Raw genomic sequence first — 15,517 nt, 5'->3', positions numbered from 1 at the left:
GAAGAATTTCATGGCAATGCGTACTCAATACTGCGGTCTGGTGACCGAAGCCCAAATGGGCGAAACCGTGACCCTGTGCGGCTGGGTGAATCGCCGCCGTGACCACGGTGGTGTGATCTTTATCGACCTGCGTGACCGCGAAGGCTATGTGCAGGTGGTCTGTGATCCTGACCGCGCTGAAATGTTCAAGGTGGCTGAAGACGTGCGCAATGAGTTCTGCGTGCAGGTCAAGGGCATCGTGCGTGCCCGCCCCGCTGGCACCACCAACGACAAGCTGAAAAGCGGCCAGATCGAAGTGCTGTGCCACGAGCTGAACGTGCTGAACGCTTCCGTCACGCCTCCCTTCCAGCTGGACGACGAGAATCTGTCGGAAACCGTGCGCCTGACCAACCGCGTGATGGACTTGCGCCGTCCCGTGATGCAGCGCAACATGATGCTGCGCTACAAGACCGCGATCCAGGTGCGCAACTTCTTGGACAAGCTGGGTTTTATCGACATCGAAACCCCCATGCTGGGCAAATCCACTCCCGAAGGCGCACGCGACTACCTCGTTCCCTCGCGCGTGCATGACGGCGAATTCTTCGCGCTGCCCCAGTCTCCCCAGCTGTACAAGCAGATGCTGATGGTGGCCGGTTACGACCGCTACTACCAGATCACCAAGTGCTTCCGCGACGAAGACTTGCGCGCTGACCGCCAGCCAGAATTCACGCAGATCGATTGCGAAACTTCGTTCCTGAACGAAGAAGAAATTCGCGCCATCTTCCAGCAGATGATCACCGAAGTCTTCAAGACGCAGTTGGACGTGGAGCTGGGCGAGTTCCCTATCATGACCTACCAGGATGCTGCGCACCGCTTTGGTTCGGACAAGCCTGACCTGCGCGTCAAGCTCGAATTCACAGAGCTGACCGACTGCATGGGCGACGTGGACTTCAAGGTCTTCTCCATTCCTGCGACCACCAAGGGCGGCCGCGTGGTGGCTCTGCGCGTACCCGGCGGCGCTGCGATCTCGCGTGGCGAAATCGACGGCTACACCGAGTTTGTCAAGATCTACGGTGCCAAGGGTCTGGCTTGGATCAAGGTCAATGAAGTGGCCAAGGGTCGTGAAGGCCTGCAGTCGCCCATCGTCAAGAACCTGCACGATGCAGCGATTGCTGAAATCTTGAAGCGCACGGGTGCTCAAGACGGCGACCTCATCTTCTTCGGCGCTGACAAGGAAAAGATCGTCAACGACTCCATCGGCGCCCTGCGTCTGAAGGTCGGCCATAGCGAGTTCGGCAAGAAGAGCGGTCTGTTCGAAAACAAGTGGGCACCCCTGTGGGTGGTGGACTTCCCCATGTTCGAGCATGACGAAGAAAACAACCGCTGGGCTGCTGTGCACCATCCCTTCACATCGCCCAAGGATGGCCATGAAGAGCTGATGGTCACGGATCCAGGCAAGTGCATTGCCAAGGCCTACGACATGGTGCTGAACGGCTGGGAACTGGGCGGTGGCTCGGTGCGTATCCACCGTGCAGACGTACAGGCCAAGGTGTTTGCCGCCCTGAACATCACCCCTGAAGACCAGCGTGCCAAGTTCGGCTACCTGCTGGATGCGCTGCAGTACGGCGCGCCTCCTCACGGTGGTCTGGCCTTCGGTCTGGACCGTCTGATCACGCTGATGACCGGCTCCGAGTCCATCCGTGACGTGATTGCCTTCCCCAAGACCCAGCGCGCCCAGGACTTGCTGACGCAAGCCCCATCGCCCGTGGACGAGAAGCAACTGCGCGAGCTGCACATCAAGCTGCGCAACACCGTGGTGACGACCACCGAGGCCTGATCTCCAAGCCTTTTGCAGACTGCGTTTATCGCAGCCTGCATCAAGCGCCAGTCTGCGAAAGCGGCTGGCGCTTTTTTATTGCTACAGCTTTAAGAGCTGCTTACGCTTTTCTGTGGATGGATCTGGCAAGTTTTGTGATCTATTTTGATGACTAGAAGGCGCTAGCTGCTATGAATATTGATAGCCATCAAGCGCAGCACCAACTTCCATTGCGGCCATTGCCAGCGCGCTAATATGGGCTGATGGACATCAAGCCTTACAAGATTCCGCAGTCCGTGCTGGTGGTCATCTACCGTGAGGACGGTCAGGTTCTGCTGCTGCGCCGCACCATTGCTGCGCCGGGCGGCGAGCCGTTCTGGCAGTCGGTGACGGGCAGCAAAGACAGCGAGGGTGAGGACTGGCGTGAAACCGCTGCCCGCGAGGTGCTGGAAGAAACCGGCATTGATGCACTTGCGCCCGGCTGCCAGCTCATCGACTGGGAGCTTGAGAACATCTACGCCATCTACCCCGAATGGCAGCACCGTTATGCGCCGGGCGTGTGGCACAACCAGGAGCGTGTGTTCGGGCTTCGTGTGCCGTCCTACATGGCTGTGCACTTGAATCCGAGAGAGCACACCGCACATGATTGGCATGATTGGCGCGACGCAGCCCAGCGCTGCTTTTCTTCTTCCAACGCAGAAGCCATTTTGCTGCTGCCGCGCTTTGAACCGGCGTTGGCTCAAAGCCAGCAGAAGCCGTAACCGCTTTGAGAAAAACAGTGCCTATGTCTGAAGTTCAGTTGTTTACGCCGCCAGAGCCGCAGATTCTGCGCGTGGCCACCTACAACATTCACAAGGGTGTGCAGGGCCTGGGGCCGGCACGGCGGCTGGAAATCCACAATCTGGGTCTTGCGGTGGAGCAGCTCGATGCGGACATTGTCTGCCTGCAGGAAGTGCGCAAGATGAACCGCAAGGAGGAGCAGTACTTCGACCACTGGCCCAATGTGCCGCAGGCCGAATATCTGGCTCCCGAGGGCTATGAGTCGGTCTACCTGACCAATGCCTACACCAAAGATGGCGAGCACGGCAATGCGCTGCTCAGCCGCTGGCCGGTGATTGGCTACCAGCATGAAGACATCTCAGACCACCGCTTCGAGCAGCGCGGTCTGCTGCATGTGGAGCTGGACATCAACGGCAAGCGCGTGCACTCCATCGTTGTGCATCTGGGCTTGATTCCCGGCAGCCGCATTCGCCAGATTGCCCTGCTGCAGCGCTTTATCGAGCGCGAGGTGCCGCCCAATGCACCGCTGGTCGTGGCAGGTGACTTCAACGACTGGGGCAACCAGATCAAGCGCATGCTGGCGGGCTTTGGTCTGTTCGAGTTTGATGAAACCCGGGGCATCGCCACCTACCCTGCACGTCTGCCGATTGCGCAGCTAGACCATATCTATGTGCGTGGGCTGACGCCGCTGGGGCTGCAAGTGCCAAAGGGGCGGATTTGGTGGCGTATGTCCGACCATTTGCCGCTGATTGCTGAATTCAGGCTCTGATGCTACTGAAACCATAGCTTCGGGCGCTTTGTAAACCTGCGTTTGAATGGCAAAGCCTTTGAGGCTTTGGGAAGTTGATTCGCTGGTACCATTCTTGAATGTTCAGAGAACTCGCCGATATGAATAAAGACAAACAGACTGAAGAGGGTACGCCCGTTTCGGTCAAGATCCGCGAGCGCCTGCAGGCGGCGAACAAGCGTTTTCACGCCAACGACAACATCGCCGATTTTATTGAGCCCGGCGAGCTGGAAAAAATGCTGGACGAGGTCCAGGAGAAGATGCAGACGGTGCTCGACTCCATGGTCATCGACACCACCAACGATCACAACACTCGCGCCACGGCTCGCCGTGTGGCCAAGATGTATGTGAACGAGGTTTTCCGCGGCCGTTATGTGCACCAGCCAGCGATTACCGAATTCCCGAACGCCGAGCACCTGAACGAGCTGATGATCGTCGGCCCGATCACCGTGCGCAGTGCCTGCAGCCACCACCTGTGCCCCGTGATTGGCAAGATCTGGATTGGCGTGCTGCCCAACAAGAACACCAATGTGATCGGTCTGTCCAAGTACGCGCGTCTGGTGGACTGGATCATGGGTCGCCCGCAGATTCAGGAAGAGGCCATCATTCAGCTGGCCGATCTGATCATGGACAAGACCCGTCCCGACGGCTTGGCTGTGGTGATGGAAGCTTCGCATTTCTGCATGTCCTGGCGCGGTGTGCGCGAGATGGACTCCAAGATGCTCAACTCCGTCATGCGCGGGGCCTTCCTCACCAACTCCGAGCTGCGCCGCGAATTCTTGTCGCTTATCGCTGCCCGGAAATAAATGCTTCGCCCAGAGTCGCTGCGCACCTTCTCCCAAGGGGGACGACAATCTCGCCGCGAGGCGGCTCTTGCTCGGTGTCTCTGGTTGGGTACAGGGCAGTGGCCCGCATCAGGGGTCATACAGAGCTTCTCTGAAACCTGATTTCGGACTTTTTAAAGGCTGCGCGTTGCGCGGCCTTTTGCATTTCTGGCGTTTCTGTCTCTCATGTCACTGCAAGCCTTTGCTCTCATCATTCTGGCCGGCCTGATTCACTCGGGCTGGAATATCGTGGCCAAGAAGGCGGGCGGCGATGCCCGCTTCTCTCTCTACACCTCGGTCTGGAACGCCATCATCTGGTTGCCGCTGGGCTGGTGGCTGGGCAAGGATGTGGTGCCGGGCTGGGGCTGGATGGAATGGGCTTTTGTCACGGCCAGCGCGTTGCTGCATGTGGCTTATTTCGTGGTGCTGCTGCGCGGCTACCGGGTGGCGGACCTGACGGTGGTCTATCCGCTGGCACGCGGCAGCGGGCCGCTGATGTCATCGCTGGTGGCGGTACTGTTTCTGGGCGAAAGCATCTCCACGCTGGGCGCAGCGGGTATTGCGGGCGTGGTGATAGGTGTGTTTTTGATTGCGGGTGGCCCGCGCATGATCATTGCTATCCGCGAGGGGAAGGATGACGAGGCACGCCAGCGCGTGCTGTCCGGCCTCTACTACGGCTTGCTGACGGGCATGTTCATTGCCAGCTATACGGTGGTGGACAGCTATGCCGTCAAGGTGCTGCTGATGTCGCCCATTCTGGTGGACTACGTGGGCAATCTGATCCGGCTGGTGATTCTGGCGCCGCTGGCTGTGCGGGACTGGCCCGAGACCAAGCGCCTTTGGCGCTTGCAGTGGCGCTATGCGGCCATCGTCGCCTTCTTCAGCCCTATTGCCTATGTGCTGGTGCTGTATGCGGTGCAAAGCGCACCTATCTCGCATGTCGCACCGGCGCGAGAGGTGTCCATGCTGTTTGCCGCGCTGATCGGTGGCAAGCTGCTGGGTGAGGGCGACCGGGGCCTGCGTATTGCAGGCGCCATCATGATTGCGCTGGGCGTGACGGCGCTGGGGCTGGGTTGATGCAGTTCTATGCATCAAAAAGGCCTGTGGTGCCTGCTAATAAAGCGTAAGCAGCTATTTTTTTTATAAAGAATTGACCATGCCGACCTGGGACGTTTTGATTGCATTCTTTGGTGTGGCCGTGCTGCTGGGGCTGAGCCCCGGGCCGGACAATCTGTTTGTCCTTGTGCAGTCCGCCCAGCGCGGCTGGCGTGTGGGCTTGTGCGTGGTGCTGGGGCTGAGCCTCGGTATTGTGGGTCACACCGTAGCGGTGGCCTTGGGGCTGGCGGCAGTGGTTGCTGCATCGCCCATGCTGTTTACGGTGCTCAAGTTCTGCGGCGCGGCCTACCTGGCGTATCTGGCATGGGGTGCATGGTGTGCACCGGTCAGCGTGACTGAGGGTGCGCAGGCACAGGCCGAGCGTGATGTGCTGACGCTTAAAACCGCCATGGGCTGGGCAGGTCGCGGAGTGGTCATGAGTCTGACCAACCCCAAGGTACTGATCTTCTTTCTGGCCTTTTTGCCCCAGTTCACCGACCCGGCGCGTGGCAGCGTGGGTCTGCAAGTCATGGCGCTGGGTTGTGTCTTCATGCTGGCCACGCTGCTGGTGTTTGGCTCCATTGCCTGCGGCTCGGGCATGTTCGGCCAAATCTTCCAGCGATCTGCCCGCGCCCAGCGCTGGCTCAACCGCATTGCCGCGACTGTCTTCGGCGCGCTGGCATTACGCTTGGTAATGGTGCAACGCTGAAAACTGGCGCGGCCTAAGCGAGGCTGTCGTCCCCCTCCCGCGAAGCGAGAGAGGGGGAAGGCGCGGAAGCGCCTCAGGGGGAGGTCAAATTCAAGCCCAAGAGAGAGAAGACAGGTCGTTGACGAACACCGGCATGTCCTTCCACAGTCCGCGCAGCTTCTTGTTGGCCACGGTCACCCATTGCGGGGTGTAGATGAAGCCGTGTACTGCATCCCGGGCCAGCAGGCGCTGGGCGTCGCCCAGCAGGCGGGCTCGGTCGGCAGGGCGGGGGGTGTGCTTGATCTTCTCGAACAGCTCATTGAACTCTTGCGAGTGGTAGCCCCAGTAGTAGTCCGGCTTGGCAAAGTTGCCCAGATCAAACGGCTCCACATGCGAAATGATGGAAAGGTCGTAGTTCTTGTTGGTGTATGTGCCCGACAGCCACTGTGCCCATTCCACGTTCTGCAGCTTGAGATTGATGCCAATCTTGGCCAGCTGGGCTGCAATCAGCTCACCGCCCTGGCGTGAGTAAGGGGTGGGCGGCAGGGTCATGGTAAGCGTCAGCGGGGTCTTGATGCCGGCTTCAGCCATCAGCGCCTTGGCCTTGTCCAGATCAAAGGGGTTGACGCCCGTGGTATCCACATAGCCAAAGGCGGTGGGCACGTAATAGCTGCCAATGGGCACGCCATAGCCATCGGCGGCACCGGCGATGACGGCATCGCGGTCAATGGCGGCGGCAATGGCGCGGCGCACGCGCACATCGTTCAGAGGCTTGCGTGCGTTGTTGATGGCCAGAATGGTCTTGGCGCGTGAGTTGCTCACCACCACCTGAAAGCGCTGGTTGGCCTTGAACTGGGGCACGCTGCGCGGCGTAACGCGGGGGAAAACGTCCACATCGCCTGCCAGCAGGGATGCGACCTGCGCAGCCGGGTCTGAAATAAAACGGAACACGGCGCGCTTGATGCGAATGCTCTGCGCTGCACGATAGTCCGGCCAAGCGGCCAGCGTGACGGATGCACCCTTGCTCCACGACGCCAGCTGGTAAGGGCCGGTGCCCACGGGCTTGGTGGCGTTGCTGGCCGCGCTCTTGGGCTCGACGATGACGGAGGTGGCCTGACCCATCACAAACAGAAAATCGGGGTCGATATCTTTGTTGGTGATGACGATGGTGTACGGGTCCACCACCTTGGTGCTGAGGTTGGCGAAGCTGCGCTTGTCCTTGTTGGTACTTTTGTCAGCGGCTGCGCGGTCAAACGAGAATTTGACGGCGGCGGCGTTGAAGGGCTCACCATTCTGAAACTTGGCATCCTTGCGCAGGCGGAAGGTGTAGGTCTTGAGGTCGGACGAGACCTCCCAGCTTTCGGCGAGAAGGGGCGAGACGCTGCCGTCCGAGTTGATCTTGGTCAGTGTCTCGAACACGTTGTAGAGCACGACTTCGGCAATCGACGAGGCAGCGCCGGCCGTAGGGTCCAGCCCCGGCGGCTCCAGCGTCATGGCCAGCGTGACACTGTCTTTTTTGTTCTGGGCCACAGCGGGCCAGGCAGTGAACAACGGCAAGCTGGCAGCCGAGCTGACCAGCAAGGAGCGGCGATTGAGCATCAACAAAGTCTCCGAATGGGGGCAGGCCGCGCGCGGCCTGTAAAAGCGCTGCAAGTCATCGCACGGTGCGTACTGTACGGACTTGTTTCAGGCGTGTTTTTACACCACTCAGAGGGCCGCCAAGGCCGCAGCGCTGCAGATAGCGGCTGCGAGTGTGGGCAACTGTTTGTGCTGCGGTTTCAGTGAGCGCGGGGAGCGGCCTTGATCAATGTCTGTGTGTACGGGTGCTCGGGTGCCGAGAACAGCTTTTGCGGCGTACCGCGCTCCACGATTTCGCCCTGATAGAGCACGATGACCTGATCGCAGACATGTTGCACCACGGCCAGATCGTGGCTGATGAAGAGGTATGACAGGCCTAGCTCGCGCTGCAAGTCCTGCATGAGATTGAGCACCTGGGCCTGGACGGACACATCAAGTGCGCTGACCGGTTCATCGGCCACGATGAGCTTGGGGCGGGTAATCAGCGCACGGGCAATGGCAATGCGCTGGCGCTGGCCGCCTGAAAACTCATGCGGGTACTTGTCGGCATCTTGCGCGCGCAGACCCACCTGATCGAGCACTGCCAGCACCTGCTGGCGCTGTGCAGCGCGGCTGGGTTTGCCGGGCAAGATGGTCAGTGGCTCGCTGATGATGCGCTCCACCGTCATGCGCGGGTCCAGCGAGCCGTAGGGGTCCTGAAACACCATCTGAAAATCACGTCTTGCCGCACGCAGCTCTTTTTCAGGCAGCTGGTGCAGATTGCGGCCCAGCAGTTCGACCGTGCCTTCGCTGGGCGTATCCAGCGCCATGACCAGACGGGCGAGAGTGGACTTTCCCGAACCTGATTCACCCACCACTCCCAGACTTTGTCCGGCCTGCAACTCAAAGCTCACACCGCGCAGCGCCTGCAGAGGTTCTGTAGCATGCCACACTGATGTGCGGGGGCGCGTGTATGAGCGTTTCAAGCCGCTAGCCCTTAGCACTATTGCGCTGGCAGCTTCTGTTTTGAGAGCGTCTTGCATCATGCCAGCGCTCCCGCTTTCAAGGCTTGCTCATACAGGCAGCGCACCCGATGCGGTTGGCGCCATGAGGCCAGCGATGCAGGTGCAGCCACGCTGGGCTGGTGCAGCGTGCGGGGCTGTGGGCGTTCAATAAAGCAGTTGCTCTGGGTGTAGCTGCAGCGGCCTGCAAACGGGCAACCTGCAGGCAAGTCTACCAACTCAGGCACGGCGCCTGCAATGGTGGGCAAGCGGTCGGTGTTGCTGGCAGCATGCAGCTGGGGGCGCGCTGCGAACAGGCCGCGTGTATAGGGGTGGGCACGCTGGCTGAAGACGGTCTCCGTCATGCCGGACTCCACCACGGTGCCGCCGTACATGACCAATAGCTGCTCCACATTCTGAGCAATCACGCCCAGATCATGGCTGATGAGTACCAGAGCCATGGAATGCTCGGCCACCAGCTCCTGCAGCAAATCCAGAATGCGCTGCTGTACCGTGACGTCAAGTGCGGTGGTGGGCTCATCCGCCACCAGCAGGTCGGGGCTGCAGGCCAGCGCCATGGCAATCATGATGCGCTGGCGCTGCCCGCCAGAGAACTGGTGCGGGTACTCGTCCAGCCGCTGCGCGGCCTGGACAATGCCTACGCGTTCCAGCAGCTCGGTGGCACGGGCACGGGCCTGTGCGCGGCTCAGGCCTTGGTGCAGGCGCAGCGGCTCTGCCACTTGCCGGCCAATGCTGTGCACGGGGTTCAGAGCGCTCATGGGTTCTTGAAACACCATGGACATGCGGTTGCCGCGCAGCGCGCACAGCTGGCGCTCGTTCATGTCCAGCAGCTCTTTGCCGTCCATCTGAATGCTGCCGTCGATCTGCGCATGGTCGGGCAGCAGGCCCATCAGGGCCAGTGCCGTCAGCGATTTGCCGCAGCCCGATTCGCCGATCAGGCCCAGAGTGGCACCGCGCTCCAGCGTGAAGCTCACATCGCGCACGGCCTGAGCGCGGCCGCGATGGGTTTGCAGATTGATGGTGAGATTGGAGACTTCAAGCAAAGCCATGGTCGGTATCCCTACGCATTAGCGCTCGCGTGTCAGTCGAGGGTCGAGAAGGTCGCGCAGGCCGTCGCCCAGCAGGTTCAGGCCCAGTACCGAAAGGGCGATCGCCACACCGGGCCAGACGGCCAGCAGGGGTGCCTGAAACATGAGGGTCTGGGCATCGCTGAGCATGCGGCCCCATGAGGGCTGGGGCGGCTGCGTGCCCAGGCCTAGATAGGACAACGCTGCCTCGGCCAGAATGGCCAGCGCAAACTGAATAGTGGCCTGCACCACCAGCACGGAAAGAATATTGGGCAGCACATGCTGCAGCGTAATGGCGGTGCGGCTTTTTCCGCAGGCGCGTGCGGCCAGCACATAATCCCGCGCCCAGATCGCGTTGGCCGATGCACGGGTAATGCGCGCAAACGTGGGAATGTTGAAGATGCCGATGGCGATGATGGCGTTGACCATGCTCGCACCAAAGACGGCGGTGAGCATGATGGCCGAGAGCAAGGCGGGGAAGGCGAAGGTAAAGTCTGCCAGCCGCATGATGATTTCTTCCACCCAGCCCCGGCGAGCTGCGGCAATCAACCCCAGTGCTACGCCCAGCGCTAGGCCTATGCCCACGGCAATCAGCCCCACGGCAATGGATGCGCGTGCACCGACGAGAATTTGCGAGGCAATGTCGCGCCCAAAGGCATCCGTGCCCAGCCAGTGCGGGCTGCTGCTGGCTTGCAGTGCGGCATCCATGTCTATTTCGTAGGCGGAGCCGGGGGTCCAGACAAAAGACAGCAGAGCGGCCGCAATCAGCAAGGTGGTGAGCAGGGCTCCCAGCAAAAAGCTGCGGTTCTGCAGCGCGCGCTGGCCAAAGGTTTGCGGCTGCGTGCGTGTGAAGGCGCGGGTGGGGTAACCAGGCACAGGCGTGCTCATATATCGCTGGCCTTGATGCGGGGGTCAATGGCTGCATACAGCAAATCGACCACAAAATTCACCACTACCACCATGGCGGCCAGCAGCAGCACGCAGTTGCGCACCACGATCACATCGCGGTTGGCGATGGACTGAAAGATCAGGCGGCCAAGACCGGGCAGGTAGAACACGTTTTCAACCACGATGGTGCCTGCCAGCAGGTTGGCAAACTGCAGGCCCATGACGGTGATGACGGGAATCATGGCGTTGCGAAGCACATGACTCCAGAGCGCAGCGCCGCGCGACAGGCCCTTGGCGCGGGCGGTACGCACAAAGTCTTCACGAAGCACTTCTAAAACGGCGGAGCGGGTTATGCGCGCCAGAATGGCGGCCTGCACCACGGCTAGAGAAACAGCGGGCAGCAGCAGCGCCTGCAGCGCGGGCCAGAAGCCCCCGCCGTCTTCCTCGCTCCAGCCCGGAAAGCCACCGGCCGAGAACCATTGCAGCTTGACTGAAAACAGCAGAATCAAAAGAATCGCAAACCAGAAGTTGGGGATGGCAATGCCGATCTGCGCCAGGCCCATCATCCCCACATCGCCCCAGCGCTTGTGGTTTGCTGCGGCAAATACACCAGCCGCAATAGCCAGTACGGCGGTGATGCCCATGGCCATGATGGCCAGCGGCACGGTAACGATAAGGCGCTCCCACACCAGCTCGGAAACTGGCGAGCCATAGGCGTAGCTGGTGCCCATGTCACCATGCAGCAGGCCGCTAATCCACTGCCAGTAGCGCGTGAGTGCGGGCTGATCAAGGCCGAGCTGCTGCGCCATGGCCTGCACGGCTTCGGGGGCGGCATCGGGGCCCATGAGCATCTGGGCGGCATCACCGGGCAAAATTTCAAGCACGGCAAACACCACGATGGATGCACCCAGCAAGGTGACAATCAGCGTGAGCAGGCGTTTGAGCAAGAAGATGCTCATGGCTTTGGGCGAAGGTTCATCGTGAGAAAAACGCAGAGGTCTTTTGCGTGCTGCGCAGCATAACGGCATTGTGCCGTTGATATGCCGTGAATGAGCGGTCTTCGATGCGTATTGGCTTTGTCCCGAGTGCCGCCATGTCTTGGCGGGCTTGGGATAATGAGCGCTACTTATTCGAAGAACTGCAGAGGAGCTGGCTCATGGCATTGATGATTACGGATGAATGCATCAACTGTGATGTGTGCGAGCCCGAGTGCCCGAACGATGCCATTTACATGGGCGAGCAGTTCTATGAAATCCACCCCCATAAATGCACAGAATGTGTGGGCCACTTTGATGAGCCCCAGTGCGTGCAGATCTGCCCCGTGGCCTGCATTCCCGTGAACCCCGAGTATGTGGAAAGCCACGAGGTGCTGTTCAGAAAGTACGAGCAGCTGACGCAGGCCAAGAAGCTGGATTAAGGTTTTTCAAGAGGTTTTATGCCTCTGACCCTTATCAATCAAGCGTAAATAGCTCCTGTTTCAGGAGCTTTTTTTTTGCTTCAGGCGTTGTCGGCGGAAGCTGACGATGCATCGGGTGCGGGCTTGCGCGGTGGCTTGGGGCGCGGGGTCTTGGTGGTGTGGATGGCCAGTGTGGCCTTGTCCATCTGTCCGGCCACCATCTCGGGCCAAGCCTTGAGCGAATGTGTGATGGCGTCTTCGATCAGTTTCAGCTGATCCGGGGCGGGTTTCTTGAGTACCCAGTTGGCCACTTCGCCCTTGTTGCCGGGGTGACCAATGCCCACGCGCAGGCGCCAGTAGTTGGGTGAGCCCAGCTGGGCATGGATATCACGCAGGCCGTTGTGGCCGCCGTGGCTACCGCCCAGCTTAAGTTTGACCACGCCGGGCTCAAAGTCCAGCTCATCGTGCACGACCAGAATTTCTTCGGGTTGAATCTTGAAGAAGCGGGCCAGAGTGCCCACGGACTTGCCAGACAGATTCATGAAGGTCTGAGGCTCCAGCAGCCAGACGTGCTGGCCGTGGATGGTGGTGCGAGCCATCAGGCCCCAGTAGCTGCGCTCTGGAACCAGAGTGACCTTGAGTTCGCGCGCCAGCGCATCAATCCACCAGAAGCCGGCGTTGTGCCGTGTGTCTTCGTATTCAGGGCCGGGATTGCCGAGGCCGACAAACAGTTTGATCATGACTTGATTATCTTCTTGCTAGCAAAGGCCGGCGGGAGCGGTTCTTTCAACCCCAAAGAAAAAGCCCACCGAGGTGGGCCTTTTCTTTGAGTACAGCGACGGGCGCTGTACCGAAGTCACAAGAATTACTTCTTGCCCTTCTTAGCGGGAGCAGCCACGGGAGCAGGTGCAGCGCCTTCAGCAGGAGCCACGTCGGGCAGCTTGATGGAGATCACGGAAGGGTTCTTGTTGGCGCCGCGCACCACAGCCTTCACGCCGTTAGGCAGCTTCAGACCTTGCACGCCCAGAGTGGACTTGGAAGTCAGAGCGCTCAGGTCCACCTTGATGAACTCGGGCAGAGCTGCGGGTTCGCAGATCACTTGCACTTCGGTCATCAGGTGAGTGATGGTGCAGTTTTCACCCTTAACGGCGGGAGACTGTTCTGCGCCTTCGAAGTGCAGAGGCACGTTCATGTGCAGCTTGGTGGTTGCGTCCACGCGCTGGAAGTCGATGTGTTGCACCAGCTTCTTGAAGGGGTGGAACTGCACGTCGCGCAGAACAACCTTGGTCACTTGACCGGCGATTTCCATGTCCAGAACGCTGGAGTGGAAAGCTTCCTTGTGCACAGCGTGCCACAGGGCGTTGTGATCGATTTCGATCAGTTGGGTCTCACCAGCACCGTAAACGATGCCGGGAGTCTTACCCGACAGACGCAGACGGCGGCTCGCACCCGTACCTTGCTTGGCGCGCTCAGTTGCGACGAATTGCATAACTAACTCCTAGATGGGCGGACCGCGACCAGTCTCGCCCTATTGATAAAAGAACCTGTGCCCTGAAAAAGGCCTTGGATTCTTGAGGTGGACTCGAAACAGTCAAACCTCCCGCAGGAGGTTTGTTTGGCTCAAGCCCGAAAAGCCAGAGATTTTAAGCGCTAAACAGGCTGCTCACCGAATCACCGGTAGAAATCCGGTGAATCGACTCGGCAAACAGGCCTGCTACAGACAGCTGGCGAATCTTGCCGCACTGCTGAGCCTCGGTGCTCAGCGGAATGGTGTTGGTCACAACCACTTCGTCCAGAGCCGTGCCGTTGCCGATGCGCTCAATGGCTGGGCCAGAGAAGATGGGGTGCGAGCAATAAGCGTACACATTCTTGGCGCCGCGCTGCTTGAGTACCTCGGCTGCCTTGACCAGGGTGCCTGCGGTGTCGATCATGTCGTCCATGATCACGCAGTTGCGGCCGTCGATGTCGCCGATCACGTGCATGACTTCAGACACGTTCGCCTTGGGGCGACGTTTGTCGATGATAGCCAGATCACAACCCAGTTCCTTGGCCAGGGCGCGAGCACGCACCACACCGCCAACGTCGGGGGACACAACGATCAGGTCTTCGTAGTTCTTCTGGCGCAGGTCATTGAGCAACACGGGGGTTGCATAGATGTTGTCTACGGGAATGTCGAAGAAGCCTTGAATTTGGTCGGCGTGCAGATCCATGGTCAGAACGCGCTCGACACCCACGGCTTGCAGCATGTTGGCAACCACCTTGGCGGTGATTGGCACGCGGCTGGAGCGGGGGCGGCGGTCTTGACGGGCGTAGCCAAAGTACGGGATCACGGCGCAGATACGCTCGGCGGATGCACGCTTGAGTGCATCAACCATGACCAACAATTCCATGAGGTTGTCGTTGGTGGGGGCGCATGTGGACTGAACCACAAACACGTCACGAGCGCGAACGTTTTGCTTGATCTCGACTGCAACTTCTCCATCGGAGAAACAGCCAACGTCAGCAGCACCGAGGGTAGTGCCAAGGTGCTTAACGATCTCTTGGGCCATGCCTGGATTGGCATTGCCCGTGAAGACCATGAAATCAGAATGATGTGAATGCATTGTGCGTCCCAGTGCTGTGGGTTGCTATGACGCAAGAAGATGTTTGGCAGGGGAAGAAGGACTCGAACCTTCGCATGCTGGAATCAAAATCCAGTGCCTTAACCAACTTGGCGACTCCCCTACACAGGTCTTTTGTCGAAGACAAAAAGCCTAAAACTTTTTATCCAGAAACCCAACTCAAAAGTGGATGAGATTCGAGATTTTTACAGATTTTGATTTGCCAAGTGTTTGGTGCACTATTCAAATCAATTGTCTGTGTCATTGGTGCAAAGACTGCACTTCCTGAGCCCGTCATTCTAGCATGCAGTTTGAATGACTCAAGCCAGTTTCTGACTTTCATCACTTCAGGCTGCAAGCTTTCAGCGACTGACTGCAAGTCGTTCCGGCCAAAACCGTAGTGCTCTGCAGCGAAGTCCGCAACTATAGCAGGCTTTGTGTCGCGTTTCAGGAGATCGCTGGTGAAAATCTGTCCAGTTTCCAGTCCCTGCTCGGGCTTGATTATGATGAACTGCTGCTCTGGTAAGGTATTTTTGCCATCCAGTGGCTCAATGATTTCGCCAATTCCGCTGACCCAGGCAGAGTGACCGCAGAGGAAAAATGGCACGTCGGCACCCAGCGTCAAACCGATTGTTTGCAGTTCCTGGCGTGAGAGCTTCAGTTTCCACAGACGGTTGAGCGCAAGCAATGTACTGGCTGCATCCGATGAGCCGCCGCCCATGCCGGCTTGCGCCGGTAAATTCTTCTGAATGCCGATGTGCACGCCTTGTGTGCAGCCTGTGGCTTGTTGCAGGGCGCGGGCTGCGCGGGTAATCAAATCGTCTGGGGGCAGGGCCACGCTGTTCAGGTCTTCACGGCTGATCTGGCTGCTGTGGCTGCGTTCAAAGTGCATTACATCGTGCCAGTCAATCAGCATGAAGACTGATTCCAGTAGGTGGTAGCCGTCCGGCCTGCGGCCTGTGATGTGCAAAAACAGATTGAGCTTGGCCGGAGCCGGCACGTCATAAAGCGAGTGCAT

General features: G+C 59.4%; 16 protein-coding genes and 1 tRNA gene. 7 read left to right on the top strand and 10 right to left on the bottom strand.

Annotated features, from left to right (window positions below; translation table 11 throughout):
- Positions 1-10: 10 nt before the first annotated feature.
- From aspS to CLU84_RS16695, 6 genes are all read left to right on the top strand, one after another.
- The gene (gene aspS, locus CLU84_RS16720; protein ID WP_099738550.1) at positions 11-1,816 is read left to right on the top strand and encodes an aspartate--tRNA ligase; all 1,806 of its coding nucleotides are present in this window, start codon (positions 11-13) and stop codon (positions 1,814-1,816) included.
- Between the two features lie 242 nt (positions 1,817-2,058).
- Entirely contained in the window at positions 2,059-2,556 is a 498-nt protein-coding gene (gene nudB, locus CLU84_RS16715; protein WP_099738548.1) for a dihydroneopterin triphosphate diphosphatase, read from the top strand.
- Between the two features lie 23 nt (positions 2,557-2,579).
- On the top strand, positions 2,580-3,344 hold the full coding sequence (locus CLU84_RS16710) for an endonuclease/exonuclease/phosphatase family protein (protein ID WP_099738547.1): 765 nt from the start codon (positions 2,580-2,582) through the stop codon (positions 3,342-3,344).
- A gap of 98 nt (positions 3,345-3,442) precedes the next feature.
- Positions 3,443-4,168 (top strand): GTP cyclohydrolase I, encoded by a 726-nt coding sequence (gene folE, locus CLU84_RS16705; RefSeq protein WP_099738545.1) that lies wholly within the window; start codon positions 3,443-3,445, stop codon positions 4,166-4,168.
- Between the two features lie 204 nt (positions 4,169-4,372).
- A complete protein-coding gene (locus CLU84_RS16700; RefSeq protein WP_099738543.1) occupies positions 4,373-5,263 on the top strand; it encodes a DMT family transporter in 891 nt (296 codons plus the stop codon).
- A 79-nt stretch (positions 5,264-5,342) separates the two neighbouring features.
- Positions 5,343-5,990, top strand: a complete 648-nt coding sequence (locus CLU84_RS16695; RefSeq protein ID WP_099738542.1) for a LysE family translocator — start codon at positions 5,343-5,345, stop codon at positions 5,988-5,990.
- 90 nt (positions 5,991-6,080) lie between these two features.
- On the opposite strand, the gene CLU84_RS16690 is transcribed toward CLU84_RS16695, so the two are convergent.
- The 5 genes from CLU84_RS16690 to CLU84_RS16670 all read right to left on the bottom strand — a co-directional run bounded on the left by CLU84_RS16690 (position 6,081) and on the right by CLU84_RS16670 (position 11,462).
- Positions 6,081-7,568, bottom strand: a complete 1,488-nt coding sequence (locus CLU84_RS16690) for an ABC transporter substrate-binding protein (protein ID WP_099738540.1) — start codon at positions 7,566-7,568, stop codon at positions 6,081-6,083.
- Positions 7,569-7,747: 179 nt separating this feature from the next.
- On the bottom strand, positions 7,748-8,572 hold the full coding sequence (locus CLU84_RS16685; protein WP_099738538.1) for an ATP-binding cassette domain-containing protein: 825 nt from the start codon (positions 8,570-8,572) through the stop codon (positions 7,748-7,750).
- Positions 8,569-9,597 carry an ABC transporter ATP-binding protein gene (locus CLU84_RS16680; protein ID WP_099738536.1) on the bottom strand — a complete coding sequence of 343 codons (1,029 nt, stop codon included), beginning with the start codon at positions 9,595-9,597 and terminating at the stop codon, positions 8,569-8,571. Before CLU84_RS16680 ends, CLU84_RS16685 begins: the two co-directional genes overlap by 4 nt.
- Before the next feature lie 18 nt (positions 9,598-9,615).
- Positions 9,616-10,503, bottom strand: coding sequence for an ABC transporter permease (locus CLU84_RS16675; RefSeq protein ID WP_099738534.1), 888 nt, complete (start codon positions 10,501-10,503; stop codon positions 9,616-9,618).
- On the bottom strand, positions 10,500-11,462 hold the full coding sequence (locus CLU84_RS16670; protein ID WP_099738532.1) for an ABC transporter permease: 963 nt from the start codon (positions 11,460-11,462) through the stop codon (positions 10,500-10,502). The genes CLU84_RS16675 and CLU84_RS16670 overlap by 4 nt, the downstream gene beginning before the upstream one ends.
- 197 nt (positions 11,463-11,659) lie before the next feature.
- Between CLU84_RS16670 and CLU84_RS16665 the strand changes: the two genes are divergently transcribed.
- Entirely contained in the window at positions 11,660-11,920 is a 261-nt protein-coding gene (locus CLU84_RS16665) for a YfhL family 4Fe-4S dicluster ferredoxin (protein WP_099738530.1), read from the top strand.
- Positions 11,921-12,000: 80 nt separating this feature from the next.
- Here CLU84_RS16665 and pth read toward each other — a convergent pair whose 3' ends face one another.
- The 5 genes from pth to ispE all read right to left on the bottom strand — a co-directional run bounded on the left by pth (position 12,001) and on the right by ispE (position 15,517).
- Positions 12,001-12,639, bottom strand: a complete 639-nt coding sequence (pth, locus tag CLU84_RS16660; RefSeq protein WP_099738529.1) for an aminoacyl-tRNA hydrolase — start codon at positions 12,637-12,639, stop codon at positions 12,001-12,003.
- A 125-nt stretch (positions 12,640-12,764) separates the two neighbouring features.
- The gene (locus tag CLU84_RS16655) at positions 12,765-13,388 is read right to left on the bottom strand and encodes a 50S ribosomal protein L25/general stress protein Ctc (RefSeq protein WP_099738527.1); all 624 of its coding nucleotides are present in this window, start codon (positions 13,386-13,388) and stop codon (positions 12,765-12,767) included.
- Between the two features lie 154 nt (positions 13,389-13,542).
- Positions 13,543-14,502 carry a ribose-phosphate pyrophosphokinase gene (locus tag CLU84_RS16650; RefSeq protein ID WP_099738525.1) on the bottom strand — a complete coding sequence of 320 codons (960 nt, stop codon included), beginning with the start codon at positions 14,500-14,502 and terminating at the stop codon, positions 13,543-13,545.
- Positions 14,503-14,546: 44 nt separating this feature from the next.
- Positions 14,547-14,623 (bottom strand) — tRNA-Gln (locus CLU84_RS16645).
- A 39-nt stretch (positions 14,624-14,662) separates the two neighbouring features.
- Complete coding sequence (ispE, locus tag CLU84_RS16640) at positions 14,663-15,517, bottom strand: 4-(cytidine 5'-diphospho)-2-C-methyl-D-erythritol kinase (protein WP_099738523.1); 855 nt, start codon at positions 15,515-15,517, stop codon at positions 14,663-14,665.

The sequence above is a fragment of the Comamonas sp. 26 genome, assembly GCF_002754475.1.
In the GTDB taxonomy this organism is placed as follows: Bacteria; Pseudomonadota; Gammaproteobacteria; order Burkholderiales; family Burkholderiaceae_C; genus Comamonas.
The sequence above is the reverse complement of the archived record's forward strand: the minus strand, read 5'-3'. Positions and strand labels throughout refer to the sequence as shown.

Coding starts and splice junctions, on each gene's coding strand:
- pth (WP_099738529.1), bottom strand. CDS start 12,639: ATGATCAAACTGTTTGTCGGCCTCGGCAATCCCGGCCCTGAATACGAA.
- CLU84_RS16700 (WP_099738543.1), top strand. CDS start 4,373: ATGTCACTGCAAGCCTTTGCTCTCATCATTCTGGCCGGCCTGATTCAC.
- CLU84_RS16665 (WP_099738530.1), top strand. CDS start 11,660: ATGGCATTGATGATTACGGATGAATGCATCAACTGTGATGTGTGCGAG.
- CLU84_RS16690 (WP_099738540.1), bottom strand. CDS start 7,568: ATGCTCAATCGCCGCTCCTTGCTGGTCAGCTCGGCTGCCAGCTTGCCG.
- CLU84_RS16670 (WP_099738532.1), bottom strand. CDS start 11,462: ATGAGCATCTTCTTGCTCAAACGCCTGCTCACGCTGATTGTCACCTTG.
- aspS (WP_099738550.1), top strand. CDS start 11: ATGGCAATGCGTACTCAATACTGCGGTCTGGTGACCGAAGCCCAAATG.
- nudB (WP_099738548.1), top strand. CDS start 2,059: ATGGACATCAAGCCTTACAAGATTCCGCAGTCCGTGCTGGTGGTCATC.
- CLU84_RS16710 (WP_099738547.1), top strand. CDS start 2,580: ATGTCTGAAGTTCAGTTGTTTACGCCGCCAGAGCCGCAGATTCTGCGC.
- CLU84_RS16680 (WP_099738536.1), bottom strand. CDS start 9,597: ATGGCTTTGCTTGAAGTCTCCAATCTCACCATCAATCTGCAAACCCAT.
- CLU84_RS16650 (WP_099738525.1), bottom strand. CDS start 14,502: ATGCATTCACATCATTCTGATTTCATGGTCTTCACGGGCAATGCCAAT.
- CLU84_RS16695 (WP_099738542.1), top strand. CDS start 5,343: ATGCCGACCTGGGACGTTTTGATTGCATTCTTTGGTGTGGCCGTGCTG.
- CLU84_RS16655 (WP_099738527.1), bottom strand. CDS start 13,388: ATGCAATTCGTCGCAACTGAGCGCGCCAAGCAAGGTACGGGTGCGAGC.
- ispE (WP_099738523.1), bottom strand. CDS start 15,517: ATGCACTCGCTTTATGACGTGCCGGCTCCGGCCAAGCTCAATCTGTTT.
- folE (WP_099738545.1), top strand. CDS start 3,443: ATGTTCAGAGAACTCGCCGATATGAATAAAGACAAACAGACTGAAGAG.
- CLU84_RS16685 (WP_099738538.1), bottom strand. CDS start 8,572: ATGATGCAAGACGCTCTCAAAACAGAAGCTGCCAGCGCAATAGTGCTA.
- CLU84_RS16675 (WP_099738534.1), bottom strand. CDS start 10,503: ATGAGCACGCCTGTGCCTGGTTACCCCACCCGCGCCTTCACACGCACG.